The organism is Serratia sp. PL7 (genome assembly GCF_945957435.1).
Genome location: NZ_CAMFLB010000001.1, coordinates 2309205 through 2333150 on the forward strand (window position 1 = coordinate 2309205; position 23946 = coordinate 2333150).

Below are 23946 nucleotides of genomic sequence, written 5' to 3' on the forward strand. Positions count from 1 at the left end.
CGGCACAACGGTTATTGTGCGATCGGGAACCGCAGGCTGAAGAGGATGTTGGCGACAGGCGCGCGCCCGATACATTCGGCGCGCACCTCACCGCCGTGCAGCGTCATGATGGCGCGCACGATAGACAGCCCCAGCCCACTGGCATGATTGCCGGCGCTGCGTGCGGGATCGGCGCGATAGAAACGATCGAACAATTTTTCCAACTGTGCCGGCGCGATCGGCTTCCCCTGATTGATGACCTGCACCCACCAGGCATCGGCGCGCCGTTCAGCCCGCAGGACGATCAGGCTGTTTTCGTCGGCATAACGCACCGCGTTGGCCACCAGGTTGCTCAGCGCCCGCTGGAACAACATCGCGTCCGCCTCCAGCGCGCCTTCCCCTTCGCAGCTCAACGCAATGCCGCGTTCTTCCGCCAGCCCTTCGAAATAATCCGCCACCCGCCGCAGCTCCAGCGCCACATCCAGGCGGCTGTAGTTCAGCGCAGACTGCGCCTCGCCGGCGCGCGCCAGAAACAGAATGTTTTCCACCATGCGGGAAATGCGCTCCAGCTCATCCATATTGTTCGACAGCAGGGTTTCGTACTCCTCCACGCTGCGGGGCTGGTAAAGCGCCACCTGGCACTGGCCCATCAACGCCCCTACCGGCGTGCGGATCTCATGGGCCAGATCGGCGGAAAATTGCGTCAGCCGCTGATAGCCTTCATTCAACCGATCGAGCATCGCATTGAACGAACGGGTCAGCTGCTGCAACTCCTTCGGCGCCCCCTGCTCGCTGAGGCGTGTCGACAGCGTATTGGGCGCAATCTGCGACGCCTGCGCCGCCATGCGCCATAACGGCTTCAATCCCCGCCGCATGACCCCATAGCCCAGCAGCGCAATCAGCAGGAAAGCCACCGCGACCGCCGCGACGATGCGCCACAGGTAACGCGCCAGCATCTTCTGCTCGTTGGCCATCACATGCGCGGCGGAGATCTGCAACAGGCTGCCGTCTTCCAGACGCACCATCGCCGAAGCGGCGCGCAGCGGCACCCCCTGCGCCGTTTCTCCGCCACGCACGGCGGCCAGCGTCTGCGCCTGTTCAGGCGGCGTCGGCGCGATCGGCGGCAGGGCCACCCTGGCGGGGTTCACGTTGATGAGCGGTTTTTGCCCCGGGATTTGGAAAATCAGCACGTCCTGTTCATTGCCCAGCATGTTTTCAAACAGGCCGTTATTGGCGGTCAGGCGCGCCAAAGGAAAGCGCTGCCCCAGTAAATGACGGAAATACTCTACGCGCCCGGTCACCTGCAGATCGCTGCGCAGCGTCATTTCCTGGCGCATGGCGCTAAACAGATACCCGCCTGTCCCGCTCACCACCAACGCGGCCACCAGCGCGAACAGCGTAGCGGTGCGCAGCGTCAGCGACACCGGCCGACGTGACGTGCGCCCGCTCACGAGCGTGGCTCGCAGACATAGCCGATGCCGCGCACGCTGTGGATCAGCTTGACGTCGAACGGCCGGTCGATTTTGGCGCGCAGGCGTTTGATCGCCACGTCAACCACATTGGTGTCGCTGTCAAAATTCATGTCCCACACCTGAGAGGCGATCTGCGTACGCGACAGCACTTCGCCCTCGCGCCGCACCAGCAGGTGCAGCAGCATGAATTCCTTGTTGGTCAACGGGATCACCTGATCCTGGCGCACCGCCCGACGGCGCAGCACGTCCAGCTGCAGATCGGCGATAGCGTAATGATCGGCTTCGCGCGCCGGCCCGCGGCGCAGCAAGGTGCGTAAACGCAGCACCAACTCGGTAAAGGAAAACGGCTTGATAAGATAGTCGTCCGCGCCCAGCTCCAGGCCGTGGATGCGATCCTGCACGCCATCACGGGCGGTGAGAAACAGGATCGGCACGTCGCTTTTCTTGCGCAATACCTCGATGATCTGCCAACCGTCCAGCCCCGGCAGCATCACATCGAGCACGATCGCATCGTAGTCCTGCTCCAACGCGCGAAACAGCCCGTCGGTGCCGGTGCGCGCCAAATCGACGCCGTAGCCCGCTTCCCCCAGCCCTTTCTTCAGGTAATCCCCTGTGCCGATATCGTCTTCAACTACCAGTATTCGCATGCTCACCACCTCGTTACGTCTGCAAAAATACTAGCAGCTTCGGCGGACAAACTTGATGACATTAATGTCATCAAACGGCCATGGCGCTGACCCAGTAGGTCAACCATGCTTAACCGGCAAACTCATTTCAGGAGAACGTTATGATTACCCGTCATCGTATAGCCGGTTTACTGTTGTCCACGTTACTGCTTTCCAGCGGATTGGCCGCCGCCGCCCAACCGCCGGGCAAGGTGATTGCGCCGCTGCGCGGCACCATCACGCAGGTTGCCGACGGCAATCTGCAGCTGACCGACCGCAAGGGCGAGACACTCAGCGTCAAGCTGAACGATCAGACCAAAGTGCTCAGCGTTTCCAAAGCCACGCTGGACGATATCAAACCGGACAGCTTTATCGGCACCGCCGCCGTGCCGCAGCCGGACGGCACGCTCAAAGCGCTGGAAGTGCACGTGTTCGCCGCCAGCCTGCGCGGCACCGGCGAAGGGCACTCGGCCTGGGAATCCGCCGACGGCAAAGTGGACACCATGACCAACGGCACCGTCGGTAAACTGGTGAAATCCAACGGCCGCACCCTGACCGTCACCTACGGCAACCAGCAGAAAACCGTCGTCGTGCCGGAAGACGTGCCGATCGTGACGCTGGATCCGGGCGATCTGAGCCTGCTGAAACCGGGCGTGCACATCGTGCTGTTCTCCGCCGCCGACGATAAGGGCGAACGCATCGCCACCCGCATTTCCGCCGGCAAAGACGGCACTGTGCCGCCGATGTAACCGGAGGAAAGCCATGAAGACCAACGCGTCGCCGCCGGTGCATCGCTGGCCGGTTCGAATCACTCATTGGATCAACCTGTTCGCCATGGTGTGCATGTTCATGAGCGGTTGGGAAATCTACAACGCCTCGCCGCTGTTCGATTTCCGCTTTCCGCCGCAGATGACGCTGGGCGGTTGGCTGGGCGGCGCGATTGGTTGGCATTTGGCGGTGATGTGGCTATTGGCGCTCAACGCCGTCTGCTATCTGTTGTGGAGCCTGTTCAGCGGTCATTTTCGCCGCGATCTGTTGCCGCTTCGCCTCGGCGCGCTGCGGCAGGATATCTGGCTGGCGTTGACGCTGCGCCTGCGCCACCGGCATGGCCGCTATAACGCCATTCAGAAACTGATGTACCTCGGCGTACTGGCGCTGGGGCTATTACTGGTGCTGTCCGGCCTGGCGATTTGGAAGCCGGTTCAGCTGCAGGGATTGGTCGCCCTGTTTGGCGGCTTCGATTTCGCGCGCTACGTGCATTTCTTCGCCATGGCCGGCATTGGCCTGTTTGTGGCGATCCACGTCTTTATGGTGGCTGTCGTGCCCAAAACCCTGTGGGCGATGATAACGGGTGGCAAACATGAATGAGAAAAAACCGCGGGCAACCGCGCCAAAACTGGAACCGGACCAAAAAAAGCAGCTGGTCAATCTGCAGCGCCGCCTGATGTTGCGCTCCGGGCTGACACTGGGCGGCATCGCCATGCTCACCGGTTGCAACCTGCAAGACGGCGATCGGGTGGATAAGGTGCTGTGGGCTATGTCGCGCTGGAACGACCGGGTGCAGGCCTGGCTGTTCAGCGGCCAGCGGCTGGCGCAAACTTACCGGCCGGACCAGATCACCCACCCTTTCCCCTTCAACGCGTTTTACCCGGAATACAACGTCCCCGAGATCGATCTCGCCGGCTACCGGCTTGAGGTCGCGGGGAAGGTGGAGAAAAAAGCCCCCTGGACGCTGGAACAGCTGCAGCGGCTGCCGCAGCAAAGCCAGATCACGCGTCTGATCTGCATTGAGGGCTGGAGCGCCATTGGTCAATGGGGAGGCGTGCCGCTGCGCACCTTTCTGCAGCACGTCGGCGCGGATCTGAATGCCGGTTACGTCGGCTTCAAATGCGCCGATCGTTACTACGCCAGCCTCGACATGGCCACCGCGCTGCACCCGCAGACCATCTTGGCGCTGGATTTCGGCGGCAAGGCGCTGCCGGCTGACTATGGCTACCCGTTGCGGCTGCGCGTGCCGACCAAACTGGGGTTCAAAAACGCCAAACATATCGCCGCGATCTTCGTCAGCGACGTCAATCCAGGCGGGTATTGGGAAGATCAGGGCTACAACTGGTTCAGCGGCATTTAGTTTTGCGCGGCGCTGCGCACAACTTTCATCGGCGGCTGGAGGATCGTCTCCGCTGCGATTATTGGTTTTCAGCGTACCGCTCAGGCCAGCGTTAGCCAGAATTTACGACTCGCTCTTGAAAAAACACGCGCATCGCGTACATTATTTGTACAACCAAGCGCTTATTGAGGACGGATTATATGTCATCGAAATCCCGCCTGTTAACGGCAGAATCCCACCCAATCCCTATGAGCATGAAGGAACGGCACCAAAAAGAGATGCAAGCCTTCCACGAAGAATGGGCTGAACAAAGGCGCCGCGAATGGCGTGAACGCGGCGGCGTTGAAGCCAGTGAACCGCCCGCACGTAGCATCGATACCGAACTTTCATCCTGATTCCGGTTCGTCCTTATTCTTCTTCTCCCGCCGTCAGCAATGCAATCCCCGCTTGCTCAATGGCCTCCCGCGCGGCGGCGGGCAACCCCTCGTCGGTAATGACAGCGTCAAAGGCAGCAATCGGCAGCGCCAGGTAGGTCGCGACCTTGCCGTATTTGGACGTATCGCTGAGCAGAATGCGGCGGCGGCTGGCCTCGACGATGGCCTTCTTCACCATCACCTTGTCTTCGTTCGGCGTCGACAGGCCGCGCATGCTCCACGAAGAGGCGGAGATAAACGCCAGATCGATAAACAGACCGCGCAGCGCCTGCGCCGCCGCTTCGCCAACGCAGGAACGGTTTTCCCGGCACACGGTGCCGCCGGTGTGGATGATTCGGCACTGGCTATGCTCTATCAGGAACCCGGCGATGACAAAGTCGTTGGTCACCACCGTCAAATCTTCACGTTCACCGATCTGTTTCGCCAGCGCCAGCGTGGTGGTACCAGCATCCAGATAAATACAGCTGTTGGCGGGAATTTGCCGCGCCGCCAGCCGGCCAATGGCGATTTTCTGCCGGCTGAACATCCCTTCTTTGGCCTGGTGCGAAGGTTCGCTTGCCACCCGCTCAGGCGCCTGCACGCCGCCCGAGACCGACTGCACCGCGCCCTGTTCCTCCAGCTTTTGCAAATCGCGGCGGATCGTCATGTGCGACACCCCCAGCCGTTCGGTCAGCTCGGCAATGCTGACGACGCCGCGTTCGGATACCAGCGCAAGAATTTGTTGATGGCGTTCTACAGGTATCACGGTTCCCTCTCGTTGCTGCGGTGATAATAATTGTGATTTTACGTCAATTTTCGTTCGCCGATAGCCCTAATTTTTCGCGGCGTGACGGCGAGCGCAGTTAGGTCAGGTAAACATAATCTTATTTAAAAACATAATAGTAATGTTGATACGGACCAGAAATCACCCGAAAAATTCGTTTCACACATTGTTAATTATTGTGATATCGATCGCGGATAAACGGCCACTAAGCGCTTACATTTAACACAACAAAACAAATTATCACTAAAATTAACAGGAGTGTAGTATGACACACCCAGGGAATTATGCCGTTTGCGTCATCGGACTGGGGGCGATGGGCATGGGCGCGGCACGCTCGTGCCTCCGCGCCGGATTGACCACCTACGGGGCGGACTTGAATCCGCAGGCGCTGGCGGCGCTGCAACAGGCCGGCGCGAAGCAAACGTCCCCCAGCGCGTGCGACTTCGCCGCCGAGTTGGACGCCGTGCTGCTGCTGGTGGTGAACGCCGCCCAGGTGAAGCAGATCCTGTTCGGCGAACAAGGCCTGGCGCCAAAGCTCAAGCCAGGCACCGCGGTGATGGTCTGTTCGACCATTTCCGCCGATGACGCCAAACAGATCGAGCAACGGCTGCTGGACTACGGGCTGCCGATGCTGGATGCGCCGGTTTCCGGCGGAGCGGCCAAGGCAGAGGAAGGCCAGATGACGGTGATGGCCGCCGGCGCAGACGCCACCTTCGCGCGCCTGCAACCCGTGCTGGACGCCATCGCCGGCAAGGTTTACCGCATCGGCGAAACGATCGGCCTGGGCGCGACGGTAAAAATCATCCACCAGCTGTTGGCCGGGGTGCACATCGCCGCCGGTGCGGAAGCCATGGCGCTGGCCGCCCGCGCCGGCATCCCGCTGGACGTGATGTACGACGTGGTCACCCACGCCGCCGGCAACTCCTGGATGTTCGAAAATCGCATGCGCCACGTGGTCGACGGCGACTATACGCCCAAATCGGCGGTGGATATCTTCGTCAAGGATCTGGGGCTGGTGGCGGATACCGCCAAGGCGCTGCATTTCCCGCTGCCGCTGGCCTCCACCGCCTTCACCATGTTTACCGCCGCCAGCAACGCCGGCTACGGTAAAGAAGACGACAGTGCGGTAATCAAAATCTTTGCCGGCATCGATTTGCCGCAAAAAAAGGAGGCGCTCTGATGCTGCTTGGCGTAATCGCGGATGACTTTACCGGCGCGACCGACATCGCCAGTTTTCTGGTGCAAAATGGCCTGCCGACGGTGCAGCTGAATGGCGTGCCGCAAGACGAAACGCAAATAAACGCACAGGCGGCGGTCATTAGCCTGAAATCGCGTTCCTGCCCGGCAGAGCAGGCGGTCGAACAGTCGTTGCAGGCGCTGGCCTGGCTGCAAGAACAGGGCTGCCGTCAGTTCTACTTCAAGTACTGCTCCACCTTCGACAGCACCGCACAGGGCAATATCGGCCCGGTGACCGACGCCCTGCTCGCCGCGCTGGGAGAAAATTTCACGGTTGTCTCACCGGCGTTGCCGGTAAACGGCCGCACGGTCTATCAGGGCCACCTGTTTGTCGGGGAACAGCTGTTGTCTGAATCCGGCATGCGTCATCACCCTGTCACACCAATGACCGACAGCAACCTGCTTCGCCTGATGGAATCCCAGGCCACCGGACGCTGTGGGTTGGTGACGGCGGCAGAAATGGATCGCGGCGCCGAGGCGGTCAGCGAGAAGCTGCAGCAATTGGCGCAGGACGGCGTGCGCTACGCAGTGCTGGATACGCTCAACGAACGGCATCTGCTCACCCAGGGTGAAGCGTTGAAAACGATGAAGCTGGTGACCGGCGGTTCGGGCCTGGCGATCGGCCTGGCGCGTCAATGGGCGCAGAATGGCGAACGTTCGGCAGAGGCGGCCGGTGCGCCGCAGGGGGAAAAAGCGGCGGTGCTGTCGGGCTCGTGTTCTGTGATGACCAACCGGCAGGTGGCGCACTACCGTGAACGCGCGGCGGCGCAGGCCATCGATATCGGCCGCTGTCTCGATCCGCAGGCGCGAGCGGCCTACGCCGCCGAGTTGGCGCATTGGGCGCAGCGCCATACCGGGGAAGCGCTTGCCCCGCTGATCTACGCCACTGCATCGCCGGAGTCGCTGCAGCAAACGCAACAACGGCATGGCACCGCCGCCAGCGAAGCGGTAGAAGCCTTGTTCGCCGAACTGGTGGTGCAACTGCATCAGTTGGGGTTCAACCGCTTTATCGTCGCCGGCGGCGAAACCTCCGGCGTAGTCACGCAGGCGCTGGGCATTCGCGGCTTCCATATCGGCCCCAGCATTTCCCCCGGCGTTCCCTGGGTGCGCGCCAGCGATCGGGCCATTTCCCTGGCGTTGAAATCAGGCAATTTTGGCGATGAAGCCTTCTTCTCACGCGCGCAAACGGAGTTCCCGGTATGAGCATGACGATTGAACAGCAGGCGCGTGAAGAGATGGTGCGCCTGGGCGCCTCGTTTTTCCAACGCGGCTACGCCACCGGCTCTGCCGGCAACCTCTCGCTGTTGCTGCCGGACGGCGCGCTGCTGGCGACGCCGACCGGCTCCTGTCTCGGCGAGCTGCAGGCCGATCGCCTGTCTAAAGTGAGCCTGAACGGCGACTGGCTCTCCGGCGACAAGCCGTCGAAAGAGATCAGCTTTCATCGGGCGCTCTATCTGAACAACCCGGAATGCAAAGCGGTCGTGCACTTGCATTGCACCTACCTCACGGCGCTCTCTTGCCTGCAGGGGCTGGACGCCGACAACGCCATCAAACCGTTCACCCCCTATGTGGTGATGCGCGTCGGCAAGGTGCCGGTGGTGCCTTACTACCGGCCCGGCGACGAAAGGCTGGCACAGGATCTGGCCCGCCTGGCGCCGACCCACCGTGCCTTTTTGCTGGCCAACCACGGGCCGGTGGTGACCGGTAAAGACCTGCGAGCGGCGGCGGACAATGCCGAAGAGATGGAAGATGCGGCGCGACTGATCTTCACCCTCGGCGATCGTCCGATCCGCTATTTGACCGATGATGAAATTGCCGAATTACGGAGCTGAACCATGCCTAAATTTGCCGCCAATTTGTCGATGATGTTTACTGAGGTGCCATTCCTCGATCGCTTCGCCGCCGCTGCCGCACAGGGCTTCAACGCGGTGGAATTCCTGTTCCCTTACGAGCATCCCGCGGAGCTGTTGGCCGAGAAGCTGCGCGAACACGGCCTGCAACAGGTGCTGTTCAACACCGCGCCCGGTGATGCCGCCACCGGCGAGTGGGGGCTGGCGGCGCTGCCGGGCCGCGAGCGGGATGCGCGCGCCGATATCGATCGCGCGCTGGCCTACGCCATCGCCCTTTCCTGCCCCTGCGTGCACCTGATGGCCGGCGTAGTGCCCGCGGGCGCTGATCGACAGCGTTATCTCGACACCTTTATCGCCAATGCGCGCTATGCCGCCGACGCCTTCGCCCCGCACGGCGTCAAGGTGCTGATCGAAGCGCTCAGCCCGCCGGTCAAGCCCGACTACCTGTTCGCCAGTCAACATCAGGCGGCGGAAGCGGTGGCGGCGATCGAAAGACCGAACGTGTTCATTCAGTTCGACTTTTTCCACGCGCAGTTGGTGGACGGCAATATCAGCGGGCTGCTGGAGACGCTGGCCGGGCGCTACGCGCATATCCAGATAGCCTCGGTGCCGGATCGCCATGAGCCTGACGAGGGCGAACTGAATTACCCGTGGCTGTTCGACAAGCTGGATGCGCTCGGCTATCAGGGCTGGATCGGTTGCGAATACCGCCCGCGCGGCGACACCGCCGCCGGGCTCGGCTGGCTGAAGCCTTACCGCTAAAGCCGCACGCCGACACCAGGAAATCGATTTTATAACAATGAAACGCACCCGTATCGCCACGCGGCGATCGCGGTGCCAACGCTTACCCAACGAAAGGCTTTTTCATGTCTACCTCTCTGCTGTTGCTGATTGCCGTACTCGGCGTGGTGCTGCTGTTATTGATGGTGATTAAGGCGAAGGTGCAGCCCTTTGTCGCGCTGTTGGTGGTCAGTCTGCTGGTGGCGTTGGCCAGCGGCATTCCGACCGGTGAAGTGATGAAAGTAATGACCGCCGGGATGGGCGGCGTGCTCGGCTCGGTGACCATCATCATCGGTCTGGGGGCGATGCTCGGGCGCATGATCGAACACTCAGGCGGCGCCGAGTCGCTGGCGCAGCGCTTCAGCCAGGGGCTGGGGCCGAAACATACCGTCGCCGCGCTGACCCTCGCTGCATTTATCCTCGGCATTCCGGTGTTCTTCGACGTCGGCTTTATCATTCTGGCGCCGATTATTTACGGCTTCGCCAAGGTCGCCAAAGTGTCACCGCTGAAGTTCGGCCTGCCGATGGCCGGCGTGATGTTGACGGTACACGTCGCGCTACCGCCACACCCCGGCCCGGTCGCCGCCGCCGGCTTGCTCAACGCCGACATCGGTTGGCTGACCATCATCGGCCTCGCGATCTGTATCCCGGTCGGCGTGATCGGCTATTTCGCCGCCAACTACCTCAACCGCAAAACCTATCCATTATCGATAGAGGTGCTGGAACAGCTGCAGCTGGCGGCGCCGGAGCCGCGTCCGGAAGGGCAAGCGCCCCTCAGCGATCGCATCAACCCGCCTGGCGCCGGCCTGGTGGCGGCGCTGATCGTCATCCCGATCGCCATCATCATGCTCGGCACCGTCTCCGCCACGCTGTTGCCGGCAGGTTCGGCGCTGCGCGATGCGCTGTCTCTGCTGGGCTCGCCGGCGGTGGCGCTGATGATAGCCCTGCTGCTGGCCTTCTATTTCCTGGCGCTGCGCCGCGGCTGGAGCCTGCAACACGCCAGCGACGTGATGGGCGCCGCGCTGCCGACCGCCGCGGTGGTGATCCTGGTGACTGGCGCGGGCGGCGTGTTCGGCAAGGTGCTGGTGGAATCCGGCGTCGGCAAGGCGCTGGCCGAAGTACTGACGGCCATCGGCCTGCCGCTGGTACCCGCCGCCTTTATCATTTCGCTGGCGCTGCGCGCTTCACAGGGTTCCGCCACCGTGGCGATCCTGACCACCGGTGGTCTGTTGTCGGAAGCGGTCAGCGGGCTGAATCAGCTGCAGCTGGTGCTGGTGACGTTGGCGACCTGTTTTGGCGGGCTGGGGCTTTCCCACGTCAACGACTCCGGTTTTTGGATCGTCACGCGCTATTTGGGGCTGTCGGTGGCCGATGGCCTGAAGACCTGGACGGTGCTGACCACCCTGCTCGGTCTGAGCGGCTTTCTGTTCACCTGGCTATTGTGGCTGGCGGTGTGATTTCTCTGGCATACTGAACGCCGTTGTTTTTCATCGCCTTTCACCCTGTGCAGGAGCAGCAACATGACCGTAATCAACACCGCGCCAACGCTTGTCACCGAACGCCTGCGGCTGGACGCACACACGCTGGACGACTTCGACTCGCTGGCCGCTCTGTGGGCCGATCCGCTGGTGGTACGCTATATCGGCGGCACCCCGCGCGACCGAGAAGACTCCTGGGGGCGCCTGATGCGCTACGTCGGCCACTGGGCGCTGTTGGGGTACGGGTATTGGGCGGTGCGTGACAAACAGAGCGGCGAGTATCTCGGCAGCATCGGCTTCTCCGACTTCCTGCGCGACATCACCCCAGCGCTCGATGCGCCGGAGATGGGCTGGACGCTGGTGAGTTCGGCGCACGGCAAAGGCTATGCCACCGAGGCGCTGCGGGCGGCGCTGGCCTGGGGGAAAACGCACCTGCCGGGGGAAAAAACCGTCTGCATCATCTCGCCTGAAAACCAGGCTTCGCTGGCGTTGGCGAAAAAGGTCGGCTTCAGCGAAAGCCACCGCAGCGAGTATCACCAGAGCCCGATCGTGGTGATGCATTGCCCGCTTTGAATGCCTAAGCGCGTTGCACCGCCAACGCCGTCTGAATGAAGTTGTCCCGCAGCGCGTCGGTGCGCTGCGGATCCCAGGCGATACCGACCTGCCACTCCGTCTCCTCGCCGCTCAGCGGTAAAATGTCGATGCCGGCCGGCGCGATATGCGTGATGCTGTGCGGCAGCAGCGCGACACCGACGCCGGCGGCGACCAGCGCCAACAACGTTTGGATATCACCGGCCTGCTGCACCACGTTCGGCGTCAACCGGTGAGCGGCGATAAACCGCAGCGACTGATCGCTCAGCCCGCGCCCGCGTTTCGGCGTCAACTGCAACAGCGGCAGCAGATTGAAACGCGCCATCAGATCGTCGGTGCGCAGCGCCAGCGCGCCCGGCGCAGCCAGCACCAACCGATCGCTCAACAACGCGACGCCGCACAGCGGCGTATTGACCGGCAAGCGCGCGAACCCCGCCTGCAACTCTCCCTGCAGCAACAGCTGATACTGCCGTTCGGACGGCAGATCTTCGAGGCCAATCGCCACCTCGGGAAACCGTTGGCGAAAGGCGGCCACCAGCTGCGGCGCCAGATGAAAGCTGGAAAGGCCAAATCCCAGCGACAGCCGCCCCGCTTCCCCGAGCGCCACCCGCCGAGCGCGCTGCTGAAACTGCTGGTACTGCGCCACCAGCACCTGCGCCTCCGGGTAGAGCCGCTGCCCGCCGGCGGTGAGCACAGCCCCCTGTCGGCCACGCTCGAACAATCGAACGCCGAGCTGGGTTTCCAGCGCCTGAATTTGCTTGCTCAGCGCCGGTTGGCTGATGCATAGCCGGCTCGCCGCCTGACGATAGTTGCCCTGTTCGGCCAGCGCCACCAGGGCGCGCAGTTGTTTTATATCCATTCCATTAAGTTATCGAATAGGGAATTTAATTGATTATACAGTAATCAATTCGCCTGCTGTAATCAACGCAGACCCTAACCGGAGAGACACCATGACCATCTCATTACGCGCCGCCACGGTGCAATTCCAGCATCGCGCCAACGATAAAAATTACAACCTGTCGACCATGGAGCGCTTTATCGCTCAGGCGGCCGAGCAGCAGGTACAGCTGCTGGCCTTCCCGGAAATGTGCGTCACCGGCTATTGGCACGTGCGCCATCTGTCCGACGCCGAAGTGCGGGCGCTGGCGGAGCCGATCGTGAGCAGCCCCTCGCTGGCGCGCATTCGCCCGCTGGCTGAGCGTTACAACATGGCGATTGGCGTCGGGCTGATCGAGCTGGGCGATGATGGCCGGTGTTACAACGCCTATGCCGTTTGTCTGCCGGACGGCGAACTGCATGTGCACCGCAAACTGCACGCCTTCGAGCACCCGGCTATCGCCAGCGGCGACCGCTATACGGTGTTCGATACCCCCTGGGGCGTACGCGTGGGCGTATTGATCTGCTGGGACAACAATCTGGTGGAGAATGTGCGCGCAACGGCGCTGCTGGGCGCGGACGTGCTGATCGCCCCGCACCAGACCGGCGGCACCCATTCGCGCAGCCCGCACGGCATGAAGCCGATCCCGCAGGCGCTGTGGCAGCGGCGGGTGGAAGATCCGCAGGCGATAGAAGCCGCCTTTCGCGGCGAACACGGCCGCGGCTGGCTAATGCGCTGGCTGCCGTCGCGCGCTCACGACAACGGGCTGTTCTTGCTGTTCAGCAACGGCGTGGGCCGAGATGACGATGAAATACGCACCGGCAACGCGATGATCCTCGATCCTTACGGCCGCATCGTAGCGGAGACCTGGGCGGCGGAAGACCGGCTGGTCAGCGCCGATCTCGATTTGACGCTGATCCCGCTCAGCACCGGCCGCCGCTGGATTTACGGACGCCGCCCCGAGCTGTACGGGTTGTTGACCGAACCGCAAGGCTATGAACGCGATGCCCGCAGCGCGCGCTTTTCGACACAGCCGACGGGGCGCGGCAGCCGATAACAGATAAAAAAAATCCGCCCGGAGGCGGATTTTTTATCGGTGCGACAAAAGCTGCCGCAGGTTCATGCCCTCAGGCACGAACACACTTAGAAGCGGTAGCCTACGCCAACGTTCCAGGTGCCAACGTCAACGCTACGAATGCGGTTCTGCTCGTAACCGACATCCAGGGCAACGTTCTCGATTGGGTTGAACTGCAGACCGGCACCGTAGGTGAAGCCGTAGTCAGCGGTATCGTGACGAGAAGTACCGTTCTGAGCGTTGGTAGTGAATTTACCGTAACCCAGACCAACCAGACCGTAGATGCTCGCCCAGTCATTGATGCGGTATGCTGGACCGGCAGAGATAGAGTTGTACTGAGCTTTGTTGTAGAAACCGTCCTGAGAACCGTCCTTTTCCAGGTGGGTAAAGGAACCGATTACGCCCAGTGGGTTGTTGTCGAACTCGTAACGGTATTTCAGGTTGAAACCGTCGGCCTTGTTAGCAACGCCTTGGAAATCACCCTGCGCATAGCCAGCGGATACGGTGCTCTGACCAGCGAATGCGGTACCTGCGCTAACTGCTAATACGCAAGCTGCTACTGCGGAAAGACATGCAATTTTTTTCATAACCACCTCAAACGCGTTTTATTATTAAGTACATCCATTTGTTCATGCTTTGAAAATATAACAAAAATTAGCGTGAAACTCTGCCTTGAAATGAGTGTCTAATGCTTTATATCGTGTAACAGAAGATTTCAAGAACAGTGTATCTGCTTCTTTTCGCTCTATTTTCGGCCATATTCTACGGCTTTCTGTGACAAAAATCACCAATTTAATATCCAGATAATTCTTAAGAAAAAGCGCACTTTTTGACCAAATTCACCCCATCTCATCCGAGGATCGGTGGATTTCACCGCGATGCGCGCTTTTCTCAGACAGATTTTCGCCATTTCATTTACACTGCTCGCATCCCCGTTTCGACCGTTTTCTCAAGGCTGAGGAACGGCGCATAAAAGGCCCGTTAAGGATGTCGTTATCTACTTCCGGCAGAGCGCCCTCCGCGCTGCTGCCTATCTGTCTGTTAATCATCGCCATGGTGTCTATCCAGAGCGGTGCCTCGTTGGCCAAAAGCCTGTTCCCGATCGTGGGTGCGGAAGGCATTACGACGCTGCGTCTTTTCATCGGCACTCTGATTCTGTTCATTATCTTCCGCCCATGGCGTATGCGCATCGCCGCCGGTAGCCGCTTGCCGCTACTGATTTACGGCCTGTCGCTCGGCGCGATGAATTACCTGTTCTACCTGTCGCTGCGCACCGTGCCGCTCGGCATCGCCGTGGCGCTGGAGTTTACTGGCCCGCTCGCGGTGGCCATGTTCTCCTCGCGGCGGCCTATCGACTTCCTCTGGGTGGCATTGGCGATCGCCGGATTATGGTTCCTGCTGCCGCTCGGCCACGGCGTGGGCGGGATAGACCCCTTCGGTGCCGCCTGCGCGCTCGGCGCCGGCGCCTGCTGGGCGGTCTATATCATCTTCGGCCAGAAGGCCGGCGGCGATCACGGCCCCGGCACGGTAGCGCTCGGCTCGCTGATCGCCGCGTTGGTGTTCTGCCCGATCGGCGCCTGGCAAACCGGCAGCGTGCTGTTCAACGTTGAGATTCTGCCGATAGCCCTGGCGGTAGCCATCCTCTCCACCGCGCTGCCTTATTCGCTGGAGATCATCGCGCTGCCCAAAATTCCGGCGCGCACCTTCGGCACCTTGATGAGCCTGGAACCGGCGATGGCGGCGTTATCCGGCATGCTGTTCCTCGGCGAACACCTGAGCGGCGTGCAATGGCTGGCGCTGGCGGCGATCATCGCCGCCTCCATGGGCTCCGCCCTCACCATTCGCCCCAAACCTCGCCTCGAAAGCCTTTCCTGATCGCCCGACCCGCCTGCAGACCGCAACGTCGGAATGCAGGCGGGTTAACTGTTTTCCTCGTGACAAGTCGGCATACTTCCCCTTAGCCTGTATCGCAGGCTCTTTGGACTTTCGCTCACATGGAGAATAACAGTGATTCACAACAGCCTGTTCAACCCACGCTTCGGCCGCGGACTCGCGCCGGCGCTGGTTTCAACCCTGACCGAGTTGCGCCGATGCGACCTGCCCGAACTGGCGCTGGGGCATCACCCGATAGACGGCGACAACATATTTATGGACGTGATGACGCTGACCACCGCGCCGGCGGCGGAAAAGCGCGCCGAAATGCATCAGGAATACATCGCGCTGCATCTGCTGATCAGCGGTGAAGAGCGAATCGAATACGGCCTGGCGGGCAACGGGCATCGTGAACACCCCCACGCGGAAAATAGCGATCTGCTGCTGCTGGACATCAAACGCCACCCGCAAACGCTGCACATGACGCACGGTATGTTCGCGATCTTTTTCCAGATGGAACCGCACAAGACCGGCTGCCTATGGCAGCGCCCGCAGCACATTAAGAAAGCGGTGGTGAGGATCCATCACCGCCTACTGCTGTGACCCTGCGGCAGCGCCCGTAGAAAATCGGCGGCCTGGCGGGGAGAGCGCAAGCGCTTGAAATGGCGCCCTACATCGGTACGGGCCATCTCCGCCAGGTATTTTCGCCGGTTCTTCGAGTAAGTGCGGATCGTCCACAACACGATCGACTCACGGCTGAAGAAAGAACGGCGGAAACTTTCACGATTGCCGGTGCCCGGCCACAGCTCACGTTTGCTGGCCGCGCGTCGGCACGCCCGGCGCACGGCCTGCCACAGCGTGCGGCAGAAGCCGTAGTCCAACCACAGGATATAATCGACTTCGCGCCACTTAATCGGTTGCGTGCGGCTGTAGTTGCCGTCCAGCACCCAGCCTCCTCCCGCTTCGGCCAGCGTCTGCTCTAACCGCGCCAGGAACGCGTCATCGGGCGTACCCTGCCACTCGGGCCGCCAATACAGGCTGTCCATCTCGATATAGGGAACGTCAAGCCGTTCCGCCAATTGACGCGCCAGGGTGCTTTTACCGCTGCCGCTGGTGCCGACGACGTTAATTTTCATCACTCGCCAATAAAAACTGGGATAATTCCCTTACTTTAACCGCATCAATTACGGCTATCAATCTGAATAGGCTTACAATTAACAGCACGATAACAATATGGATATTTAGTCGAATCAGCCTATCCGCAGAAAATAAGATAACAGGGATAAATCGTCACTAACCAAAACAATAACAAAAAAATAAAAATAGCAATTAAATTCATTGCATTACATAGAAACACAAACCAAATTAAAATATTGACATTAGACCAAGCCTATTTGTGCAATAGCCATTTTCGTACGGCAAAAATAAATACCCCTGCTATAATTGATCCCGTAACGAAATAGGACAACGACTAATCAAGAGGATATCTGATATGAGTACCGCTAAACTGGTGAAAACGAAATCTTCTGATCTGCTGTATACCCGTAACGATCTGGACGAAAAAGTCAAACTGGCCGCCATCAAGGCGCTGAACCATCAGGTCGTGCAATTTATCGATCTTTCGTTGATCACCAAACAGGCGCACTGGAACATGCGCGGTGCGAACTTCATCGCGGTTCATGAAATGCTGGACGGCTTCCGCACCGCCATCATCGAGCATCAGGACACCTTCGCCGAGCGCGTAGTGCAACTGGGCGGCGTGGCGCTGGGCACCGTACAGGTCGTTAACGATCAGACGCCGCTGAAAAGCTATCCGACCAATATCCACAGCGTGCAAGAACACCTGAAAGCGCTGGCCGATCGCTACGGCGCGGTGGCGAATGACATCCGTAAGGCCATTACCGAAGTGGAAGATGAAGACACCGCCGACATGTTCACCGCCGCATCGCGCGATCTGGACAAGTTCCTGTGGTTCATCGAATCCAATATCGAATAACGCCGCAACGCGTTGCAGACCGCCCGTCGTGCCGGGCAGAACAGGCTGGGCTTCGCCCGGCCTGTTTTCTTTTGCGCGGTCGTTGAATTGTGCAAAAAACGGCCCATATTAAACGGTAGAGTTCCCTTGTTAGGAGGTGATGATGGCCAGCGGCTGGGCGGCAGACGGCGCCGTACAAGATCAGATTGACTCCACCGTCGACGATGCGGTGCAGCGTGCGCGTGATGCGCTCGGGCATGGCGAGAGCGAACGCTATTGCCAGGAATGCGGAGAACCGATCCCCGAGGCGCGCCGCAAGGCGTTAACAGGCGTGCGTTTTTGTCTCGCCTGCCAGGCAGAACAAGACAAAAAACACGCGGCCAATAGCCTGTACAACCGGCGCGGCAGCAAAGACAGCCAGTTGCGTTAGCATTATCTGCTCCCCTTTTTCTCCTCTCGCGGCCCCCGCTTGCACCGTCGGTGCATCATGAAAGTTAGAGTTAGTTATCAATATTGAAGCAAAAACGTTAAAGAACGGTTGTTTCACAGCCAAAATTTGGTTAATGATAGCCCCGTGCACCAAGATAATTCTTACGCACCATTTCGGTGCCTCATTGTGGTGCACAACCATAACAATTCGCCTTTTCGGCACAACATCACGAAGTAACTCTTTGTTTTTATAGTAGTTGAAAACATGGCACGATTTTTTCATGGCACCAACTGCAATATAAAAAATGGGTAATCCGCAACCTGTACAGGAATTCCTCTCATGAAGTCGATTTTTAAAGTCTCCCTGGCCGCACTCTCTCTGGCCTTTGCCGTAAGTTCCCACGCAGCAGACAAACTGGTGGTTGCCACCGACACCGCTTTCGTTCCTTTTGAGTTCAAACAAGGCGACAAATACGTCGGCTTCGACATCGATCTGTGGGCGGCTGTCGCCAAAGAGCTGAAGCTGGACTACACCCTGAAACCGATGGACTTCGGCGGCATCATTCCGGCGCTGCAGACCAAAAACGTCGATCTGGCGCTGGCCGGCATCACCATCACCGATGAGCGCAAGAAAGCTATCGACTTCTCCGACGGCTACTACAAGAGCGGCCTGCTGGTAATGGTCAACGCCGACAACAACAGCGTGAAAAGCATCGACGATCTAAATGGTAAAGTGGTGGCGGTGAAGAGCGGCACCGGTTCGGTGGATTACGCCAAGCAGCACATCAAAACCAAGGATCTGCGTCAGTTCCCTAACATCGACAACGCCTACATGGAGCTGGGCACCAAGCGCGCCGATGCGGTGCTGCACGACACGCCAAACATCCTATACTTCATCAAGACGGCCGGCGCCGGCAAGTTCAAAACCGTCGGCGATTCGCTGGAAGCGCAGCAGTATGGCATCGCCTTCCCTAAAGGCAGCGACGAGCTGCGCGAGAAGGTGAACGGCGCGCTGAAAACCCTGCGCGAGAACGGCACCTATAACGAAATCTACAAGAAGTGGTTCGGTACCGAACCTAAGTAAGCTGTGAATTTGGCAAGCTATTAACTTAAGCACAGGGGGTCGCTTAACCCCCTGCGCTTCGTTGTATCTGATACCCACGTTTGGGATCACCGGGAGAAATATCATGCAGTTCGACTGGAGCGCCATCTGGCCCGCCATTCCTATCTTGTTAGAGGGCGCCAAAATGACCCTGTGGATTTCGGTCCTCGGTCTGATTGGCGGCCTGATCATCGGCCTCGTCGCCGGCTTTGCCCGCACCTACGGCGGATGGATCGCCAACCACATCGCGTTGGTGTTTATCGAAGTGATCCGCGGCACGCCGATCGTGGTGCAGGTGATGTTCATCTACTTCGCCCTGCCGATGGCATTTAGCGACTTGCGTATCGATCCGTTCACCGCGGCAGTGGTGACCATCATGATCAACTCCGGCGCCTACATCGCGGAAATCACCCGCGGCGCGGTGCTGTCGATTCATAACGGTTTCCGCGAAGCCGGCCTGGCGCTCGGCCTGTCGCGCCGCGAAACCATCCGCTACGTCATTATGCCGCTGGCGCTGCGTCGCATGCTGCCGCCGCTGGGCAACCAGTGGATCATCAGCATCAAAGACACCTCGCTGTTCATCGTGATCGGCGTGGCGGAGCTGACCCGTCAGGGTCAGGAAATTATTGCCGGTAACTTCCGCGCGCTGGAAATCTGGAGCGCCGTGGCGGTTATCTACCTGATTATTACCCTGGTGCTGAGCTTCGTGCTGCGTCGTCTGGAAAGAAGGATGAAAATCCTGTGATTGAATTTAAAAACGTCTCCAAGCATTTTGGCCAAACCCAGGTGCTGCACAACATCGATTTGAAGATCGACAAAGGCGAAGTGGTGGTGATCATCGGGCCATCCGGCTCTGGCAAATCCACCCTGCTGCGCTGCATCAACAAGCTGGAAGAGGTGACCAGCGGCGATCTGATCGTCGATGGCCTAAAAGCCAACGATCCGAAAGTGGACGATCGGTTGATCCGCCAGGAAGCCGGCATGGTATTCCAGCAGTTCTACCTATTCCCGCACCTGACGGCGCTGGAAAACGTCGCCTTTGGCCCGATCCGCGTGCGCGGCGCGAAGAAGTCCGATGCGGAAAAGCTGGCGCGCGAGCTGCTGGCTAAGGTCGGTTTGGCGGAGCGCGCCCACCACTACCCGTCCGAACTGTCGGGCGGCCAGCAGCAGCGCGTGGCCATTGCGCGCGCGCTGGCGGTGAAGCCGAAAATGATGCTGTTCGACGAGCCGACCTCCGCGCTCGATCCGGAGCTGCGCCACGAAGTGCTTAAGGTGATGCAGGATCTGGCCGAGGAAGGCATGACGATGGTCATCGTCACCCACGAAGTCGGCTTTGCCGAAAAAGTGGCGTCGCGCCTGATCTTTATCGATAAGGGCCGGATTGCCGAAGACGGCAACCCGCACGACCTGATCAACCATCCGCCAAGCCCGCGTCTGCAGGAGTTCCTGCAGCACGTTTCCTGATCCTGGCGGTTTAACGGCGGGCGCGCCACGCGCCCGCCGCTTTCATTCCGCACGCGTTCCCACGCCCCATCGCGTTTCCTTTCCTACTATATTCATTGTTTTCATCGTATTGCTCTGACATCCGCCGATCACAGAACGCCAAAGAGAGGAACAATGCCGCCAAACGCATACTCCCGACGAGGTTCTCATCTGCGAGAACACCTGCTTTTCCTGCTGCTGTTGCTGACCTTGAGCGTCTTCGCACCACCGGCGCTGGCGCAAAACGCGCCGCCTGCGCCCGCCGACAAGAGCGAGCAGCAGAAGGCCGCCTACGCCGCGCTGGCCGATCTGCTGCAAGACGACAAAGCGCGCGCGGAACTCATCAATCACCTGAAACAGACCGCCGGCGACGCCCCCGCCGCAGCGCCGGCAACGTCGGAGGAATCGACGCCAGCCACGCTGAGCGACAGCCTGAACTCGCTGGCGCAGGAAGGCATCGGCACCTTTAACCAGAAGCTCGGCGCGCTGCAAAAGCTGATCGACTCCGGCCCGAAGCGCGTTTTCAATCCCGCCGGCTTTTTCCGCGCGCTGGGCTACTTTCTGCTGACGGTGGCGGTCACCTTTGCGCTGTTCCACCTGATCCGGCGGTTGATCGCGCCGCTGTACAAACGCATGGGCAGTTGGGGGCACAATGCGCGGCTGCAGCGCGGCCCGTGGTATAAGCGCCCCGCCGCCATTCTCGGCGCTTTCGCCGTCGATCTGCTGGTGCTGCTGCTGGCGCTGGCGGCGGGCAATCTGTTCGCCCGCCACGTCCACGCCGACAGCGCCACCATTCTGCGGCTGCAGACCCTGTTTCTCAGCGCCTTCGCGGTGATTGAATTTTTCAAGGCGGTTCTGCGGCTGATTTTCGCCCCTAACTTCGACTACCTGCGTCCCTTCCCCTTCAGCGACCAGAGCGCACGCTACTGGAACACGCGCCTCGCCTGGCTCAGCGGGCTGATCGGCTACGGTCTGATGGTGGTAGTGCCGGTGGTGGCGGTACAAATAAGCTACCCGGCCGCCGCCGCCGTCAACCTGGTGGTGATGCTGGCGCTGACGCTGTACGCCATTTGGCTGATCCTGCACAACCGCAAACCGATACAGCAACAGATCAACCTGCTGGCCGAACGGTCGATGGCGTTTTTCAGCGTGATCCTGCGCGGCCTGGGGCATATCTGGCACCTGCTGGCGATCGCCTATTTTCTGGTGTTGTTCGTGCTGTCCCAGTTCGACATCGGCAACAGCCTGCGCTTTATGATGAGCGCCACGGTGAAAAGCCTGCTGGTGGTCGGCGTCGGCGCCCTGCTGTCCGGCATGCTGACCCGCTGGATCTTCCGCCGCATTTCGCTGCCGACCGACGTCAATCTGCGCTATCCGATGCTCGAGCGGCGCATCAACTCCTACATCCCCAACGGGTTGAAGATACTGCGGGTGATGGTGGTGCTGGCGGTGACGCTGTTTCTGCTCGACGCCTGGCACCTGATCAACCTGTACCAGTGGGCGGGCAGCGAAAATGGCCAGCGGACGCTCGGCGGGCTGGTGCATATCCTGCTGATCCTGCTGATTGCCGTCTTCAGCTGGACGCTGATGGCCAGCATCATCGAACACCGCCTGGCGCTGGAACTGAGCAACGGCGTGCGGCCGAGCGCGCGTGAACGCACGTTGCTGACGCTGTTTCGCAACGTGCTGGCTATCGTTATCAGCACCATTACCGTGATGATCGTACTGTCGCAGGTCGGGCTGAACATCGCGCCGCTGCTGGCGGGCGCCGGCGCGCTGGGGCTGGCCATCAGCTTCGGCGCCCAGACGCTGGTGAAAGACGTGATCACCGGCGTGTTCATCCAGTTCGAAAATGGCATGAACACCGGCGAATACGTCACCGTCAGCGGCATCACCGGCACCGTGGAGCGCATGACCATCCGCTCGATCGGCCTGCGCGACGACTACGGCGTCTATCACATCGTGCCGTACTCTTCGATCACCACGCTGGCCAACTATGCGCGTGAGTTCGGGGTGTATCGCGCCAACTACACCGTCAGCCGCGACGAGGACATCGATCGGGTCAATGAGGTGCTGCATCAGGCCATCGAGGCGCTGAAGCAGGATGAACAGGTGAAGCATTTCCTGATTGGCGAGCCGGTCTTCAACGGCGTGGTGGCGCTGGGCGATCGCTCGTTCACCACCCGCGTGACGGTGCGCACGCAGGCGCTGAAACAGTGGGTGGTGCAATACGCCCTCGACCGGCTGGTGAAAATCCATTTCGATCGGGCCGGTATCGGCATGCCGCAACAGGCTATGCAGATCTCCCGCGCGCCGCAGCCGCACGAAGAACAGGCGCCGCCCGCGGCGATCTGAGGTTAGCGCCCGCGCCCGCAGGGCTGAGCGGCCAGGAAGGCCGCCACGTCCTGTCGGTAGGCATCGTATTGCACCGAGCGCGGCGCAAACAGGCCCACCACGTTGATCAGCCACGGATGGCGCGCGAACAGCGGTTTGATCATCACGTGGTCGGCTTCGTCGATGCGCGTCACCGTCAACAGCGAGGCCGGGACCGTTTGCCGATAAACGCGCTCGGTTTCGTCCGTGTCCACGTTGACGTCACGCCCGCCCAGTATCAGGTGTACCGGCGTGTTGAAATTTCGTAATCCCGCCGTCGCATCGCTGGCCATGTTGGCGCGAATAAAGCGCCAGCGGTCGGCGCTCAATGCGGCGGTGGCGCCATACTCACGGCGGTACTGCGCGTAGCCGTCCGGTTGTTCGAGCAGCGTTTGAATGTGGCGCCAGTGCGCCTCGCGCGCGGCGATCGACGCTTCATTGTCCCCTGCCGCCACCATCGCTGCCCGGGTGTTATAACGCCCTTGCCGCAGCCAGTTGATCGCCGGCGCCAACGCCAGCGTGAAGGCGATGTCGGGGCGCAAACGCGCCACCTCCGGCATCACCCACCCCGCCTGGCTGGTGCCCCAGAGCCCCACGCAGCGCGCATCGAAGCGCCCGTCCCGCCGGGCCCAGTCGATGATATCGGCGGTTTCCCGTGCGCGATCCGCCATGGTCTGATGCAGCCAGTTGCCGCCGGAGCCGCCAACGCCCGGCTTATCGAAGGATAAAACCGCATAGCCCTGCTGCGCCATCGCCTCCCAAATGCCGTAATAGCCTTCGTCGCGGCTGGCGTTAGCCGGCCCATCGCCGTGCACGAACACCACGATGCCGGGCTTGATCGGCGCATGCTGCGGCAACACCAGCGTGCCGGTCAACCGGTTGCCGCCGGCGGTCACCACGACCGGTTCGGTGACAAAGCGAAAGTCGTTGACGTAAATCACCCAGCCAAACGCCGCCAAAACCAGCGCCACGAGGCACAGCCCTATTTTGCGCACGTCGCCTCCCCGTTGCGTTTCTCCATCAATATCCAATCGGCCTGGCCGAACAGTAAGCCCAGCGAGGCGTAATGCTCTTCGCGCCGCACCTGAAAGCCGCAGCGCCGGTACAGACGCTGCGCATCCACGTTGCGCCGGCTGACGTGCAGGCTCAGACGCCGGCCTGTGCCTTGTTCGGCGGCGTAGTCGTTCATCCACTGCAGCAGCCGCCTGCCCACCCCTTTACCGCGCTGGTTCTCGGCCACCGCCAGGTAAGAGAGATACAGCTCACCGGCCGCCGGAGTGTGCTGCAGCACCGCAATTTGCAGATACATGCGCCAAACGTTCAGCCAGCCATAGCGGCGGCACATATTGCGCGCGAAATCATTTGATATCATTTTGAAAAAAATTTGATACTGTGCGTGCGATTAG

Annotated in this window: 27 protein-coding genes; 19 read left to right on the top strand and 8 right to left on the bottom strand. The window is 60.5% G+C overall.

Annotated elements, in window-relative coordinates; genetic code table 11:
- Window positions 1–11: 11 nt before the first annotated feature.
- Window positions 12–1430 (bottom strand): heavy metal sensor histidine kinase, encoded by a 1419-nt coding sequence (locus N6G83_RS11070; RefSeq protein ID WP_025302102.1) that lies wholly within the window; start codon window positions 1428–1430, stop codon window positions 12–14.
- Complete coding sequence (locus N6G83_RS11075; RefSeq protein ID WP_021504273.1) at window positions 1427–2098, bottom strand: heavy metal response regulator transcription factor; 672 nt, start codon at window positions 2096–2098, stop codon at window positions 1427–1429. The genes N6G83_RS11070 and N6G83_RS11075 overlap by 4 nt, the downstream gene beginning before the upstream one ends.
- Before the next feature lie 140 nt (window positions 2099–2238).
- On the opposite strand from N6G83_RS11075, the gene N6G83_RS11080 reads away from it, so the two are divergent.
- From N6G83_RS11080 to N6G83_RS11095, 4 genes are all read left to right on the top strand, one after another.
- Window positions 2239–2865 (top strand): hypothetical protein, encoded by a 627-nt coding sequence (locus N6G83_RS11080; protein WP_025302101.1) that lies wholly within the window; start codon window positions 2239–2241, stop codon window positions 2863–2865.
- Window positions 2866–2878: 13 nt separating this feature from the next.
- Entirely contained in the window at window positions 2879–3484 is a 606-nt protein-coding gene (locus N6G83_RS11085; RefSeq protein WP_049203409.1) for a cytochrome b/b6 domain-containing protein, read from the top strand.
- The gene (locus N6G83_RS11090) at window positions 3477–4244 is read left to right on the top strand and encodes a molybdopterin-dependent oxidoreductase (RefSeq protein ID WP_025302099.1); all 768 of its coding nucleotides are present in this window, start codon (window positions 3477–3479) and stop codon (window positions 4242–4244) included. Before N6G83_RS11085 ends, N6G83_RS11090 begins: the two co-directional genes overlap by 8 nt.
- Window positions 4245–4423: 179 nt before the next feature.
- Window positions 4424–4618, top strand: a complete 195-nt coding sequence (locus tag N6G83_RS11095; RefSeq protein WP_154219752.1) for a hypothetical protein — start codon at window positions 4424–4426, stop codon at window positions 4616–4618.
- A 13-nt stretch (window positions 4619–4631) separates the two neighbouring features.
- Here the strand turns inward: N6G83_RS11095 and ygbI are convergent, their stop codons facing one another.
- Entirely contained in the window at window positions 4632–5402 is a 771-nt protein-coding gene (ygbI, locus tag N6G83_RS11100) for a DNA-binding transcriptional repressor YgbI (RefSeq protein ID WP_025302098.1), read from the bottom strand.
- A 283-nt stretch (window positions 5403–5685) separates the two neighbouring features.
- Between ygbI and ltnD the strand changes: the two genes are divergently transcribed.
- From ltnD to N6G83_RS11130, 6 genes are all read left to right on the top strand, one after another.
- Window positions 5686–6600, top strand: a complete 915-nt coding sequence (gene ltnD / locus N6G83_RS11105) for an L-threonate dehydrogenase (RefSeq protein WP_025302097.1) — start codon at window positions 5686–5688, stop codon at window positions 6598–6600.
- On the top strand, window positions 6600–7859 hold the full coding sequence (gene otnK, locus N6G83_RS11110) for a 3-oxo-tetronate kinase (RefSeq protein WP_308317655.1): 1260 nt from the start codon (window positions 6600–6602) through the stop codon (window positions 7857–7859). Before ltnD ends, otnK begins: the two co-directional genes overlap by 1 nt.
- Window positions 7856–8488, top strand: coding sequence for an aldolase (locus tag N6G83_RS11115; protein WP_373276029.1), 633 nt, complete (start codon window positions 7856–7858; stop codon window positions 8486–8488). The genes otnK and N6G83_RS11115 overlap by 4 nt, the downstream gene beginning before the upstream one ends.
- 3 nt (window positions 8489–8491) lie before the next feature.
- Window positions 8492–9268, top strand: coding sequence for a 2-oxo-tetronate isomerase (gene otnI / locus N6G83_RS11120; protein ID WP_025302094.1), 777 nt, complete (start codon window positions 8492–8494; stop codon window positions 9266–9268).
- Between the two features lie 104 nt (window positions 9269–9372).
- Complete coding sequence (locus N6G83_RS11125) at window positions 9373–10743, top strand: GntP family transporter (RefSeq protein ID WP_048795956.1); 1371 nt, start codon at window positions 9373–9375, stop codon at window positions 10741–10743.
- A gap of 63 nt (window positions 10744–10806) precedes the next feature.
- Window positions 10807–11337, top strand: a complete 531-nt coding sequence (locus tag N6G83_RS11130; RefSeq protein ID WP_025302092.1) for a GNAT family N-acetyltransferase — start codon at window positions 10807–10809, stop codon at window positions 11335–11337.
- A 4-nt stretch (window positions 11338–11341) separates the two neighbouring features.
- Here N6G83_RS11130 and N6G83_RS11135 read toward each other — a convergent pair whose 3' ends face one another.
- Window positions 11342–12214, bottom strand: coding sequence for a LysR family transcriptional regulator (locus tag N6G83_RS11135; RefSeq protein ID WP_025302091.1), 873 nt, complete (start codon window positions 12212–12214; stop codon window positions 11342–11344).
- A gap of 91 nt (window positions 12215–12305) precedes the next feature.
- Here N6G83_RS11135 and N6G83_RS11140 point away from each other — a divergent pair, with 91 nt between their 5' ends.
- Window positions 12306–13289: a nitrilase family protein gene (locus N6G83_RS11140; protein ID WP_025302090.1), complete on the top strand. Its 984-nt coding sequence runs from the start codon at window positions 12306–12308 to the stop codon at window positions 13287–13289.
- An 86-nt stretch (window positions 13290–13375) separates the two neighbouring features.
- Here the strand turns inward: N6G83_RS11140 and ompX are convergent, their stop codons facing one another.
- Entirely contained in the window at window positions 13376–13894 is a 519-nt protein-coding gene (gene ompX, locus N6G83_RS11145; protein ID WP_019454480.1) for an outer membrane protein OmpX, read from the bottom strand.
- Window positions 13895–14294: 400 nt separating this feature from the next.
- Between ompX and rhtA the strand changes: the two genes are divergently transcribed.
- Together rhtA and nanQ are read left to right on the top strand one after the other, a co-directional pair.
- A complete protein-coding gene (rhtA, locus tag N6G83_RS11150; protein WP_025302089.1) occupies window positions 14295–15182 on the top strand; it encodes a threonine/homoserine exporter RhtA in 888 nt (295 codons plus the stop codon).
- A gap of 132 nt (window positions 15183–15314) precedes the next feature.
- A complete protein-coding gene (gene nanQ / locus N6G83_RS11155; RefSeq protein WP_060432710.1) occupies window positions 15315–15782 on the top strand; it encodes an N-acetylneuraminate anomerase in 468 nt (155 codons plus the stop codon).
- On the opposite strand, the gene N6G83_RS11160 is transcribed toward nanQ, so the two are convergent.
- The gene (locus N6G83_RS11160) at window positions 15764–16315 is read right to left on the bottom strand and encodes an AAA family ATPase (RefSeq protein WP_025302087.1); all 552 of its coding nucleotides are present in this window, start codon (window positions 16313–16315) and stop codon (window positions 15764–15766) included. The two genes, nanQ and N6G83_RS11160, sit on opposite strands and share 19 nt — an antisense overlap.
- Window positions 16316–16671: 356 nt before the next feature.
- Between N6G83_RS11160 and dps the strand changes: the two genes are divergently transcribed.
- From dps to ybiO, 6 genes are all read left to right on the top strand, one after another.
- On the top strand, window positions 16672–17175 hold the full coding sequence (dps, locus tag N6G83_RS11165) for a DNA starvation/stationary phase protection protein Dps (protein ID WP_025302086.1): 504 nt from the start codon (window positions 16672–16674) through the stop codon (window positions 17173–17175).
- 142 nt (window positions 17176–17317) lie between these two features.
- Window positions 17318–17584 carry a DksA/TraR family C4-type zinc finger protein gene (locus N6G83_RS11170; RefSeq protein WP_049208895.1) on the top strand — a complete coding sequence of 89 codons (267 nt, stop codon included), beginning with the start codon at window positions 17318–17320 and terminating at the stop codon, window positions 17582–17584.
- 339 nt (window positions 17585–17923) lie between these two features.
- Window positions 17924–18667 (top strand): glutamine ABC transporter substrate-binding protein GlnH, encoded by a 744-nt coding sequence (gene glnH, locus N6G83_RS11175; RefSeq protein WP_004939223.1) that lies wholly within the window; start codon window positions 17924–17926, stop codon window positions 18665–18667.
- 103 nt (window positions 18668–18770) lie between these two features.
- Window positions 18771–19430, top strand: coding sequence for a glutamine ABC transporter permease GlnP (gene glnP, locus N6G83_RS11180; RefSeq protein WP_019454487.1), 660 nt, complete (start codon window positions 18771–18773; stop codon window positions 19428–19430).
- Window positions 19427–20149, top strand: a complete 723-nt coding sequence (gene glnQ, locus N6G83_RS11185) for a glutamine ABC transporter ATP-binding protein GlnQ (protein ID WP_004939230.1) — start codon at window positions 19427–19429, stop codon at window positions 20147–20149. The genes glnP and glnQ overlap by 4 nt, the downstream gene beginning before the upstream one ends.
- A 153-nt stretch (window positions 20150–20302) precedes the next feature.
- Complete coding sequence (gene ybiO, locus N6G83_RS11190) at window positions 20303–22522, top strand: mechanosensitive channel protein (RefSeq protein WP_197758631.1); 2220 nt, start codon at window positions 20303–20305, stop codon at window positions 22520–22522.
- A gap of 2 nt (window positions 22523–22524) precedes the next feature.
- On the opposite strand, the gene N6G83_RS11195 is transcribed toward ybiO, so the two are convergent.
- Window positions 22525–23535, bottom strand: coding sequence for an alpha/beta hydrolase family protein (locus tag N6G83_RS11195; RefSeq protein ID WP_099816768.1), 1011 nt, complete (start codon window positions 23533–23535; stop codon window positions 22525–22527).
- On the bottom strand, window positions 23523–23912 hold the full coding sequence (locus tag N6G83_RS11200) for an N-acetyltransferase (protein ID WP_260523933.1): 390 nt from the start codon (window positions 23910–23912) through the stop codon (window positions 23523–23525). Before N6G83_RS11200 ends, N6G83_RS11195 begins: the two co-directional genes overlap by 13 nt.
- Between the last annotated feature and the right edge of the window lie 34 nt (window positions 23913–23946).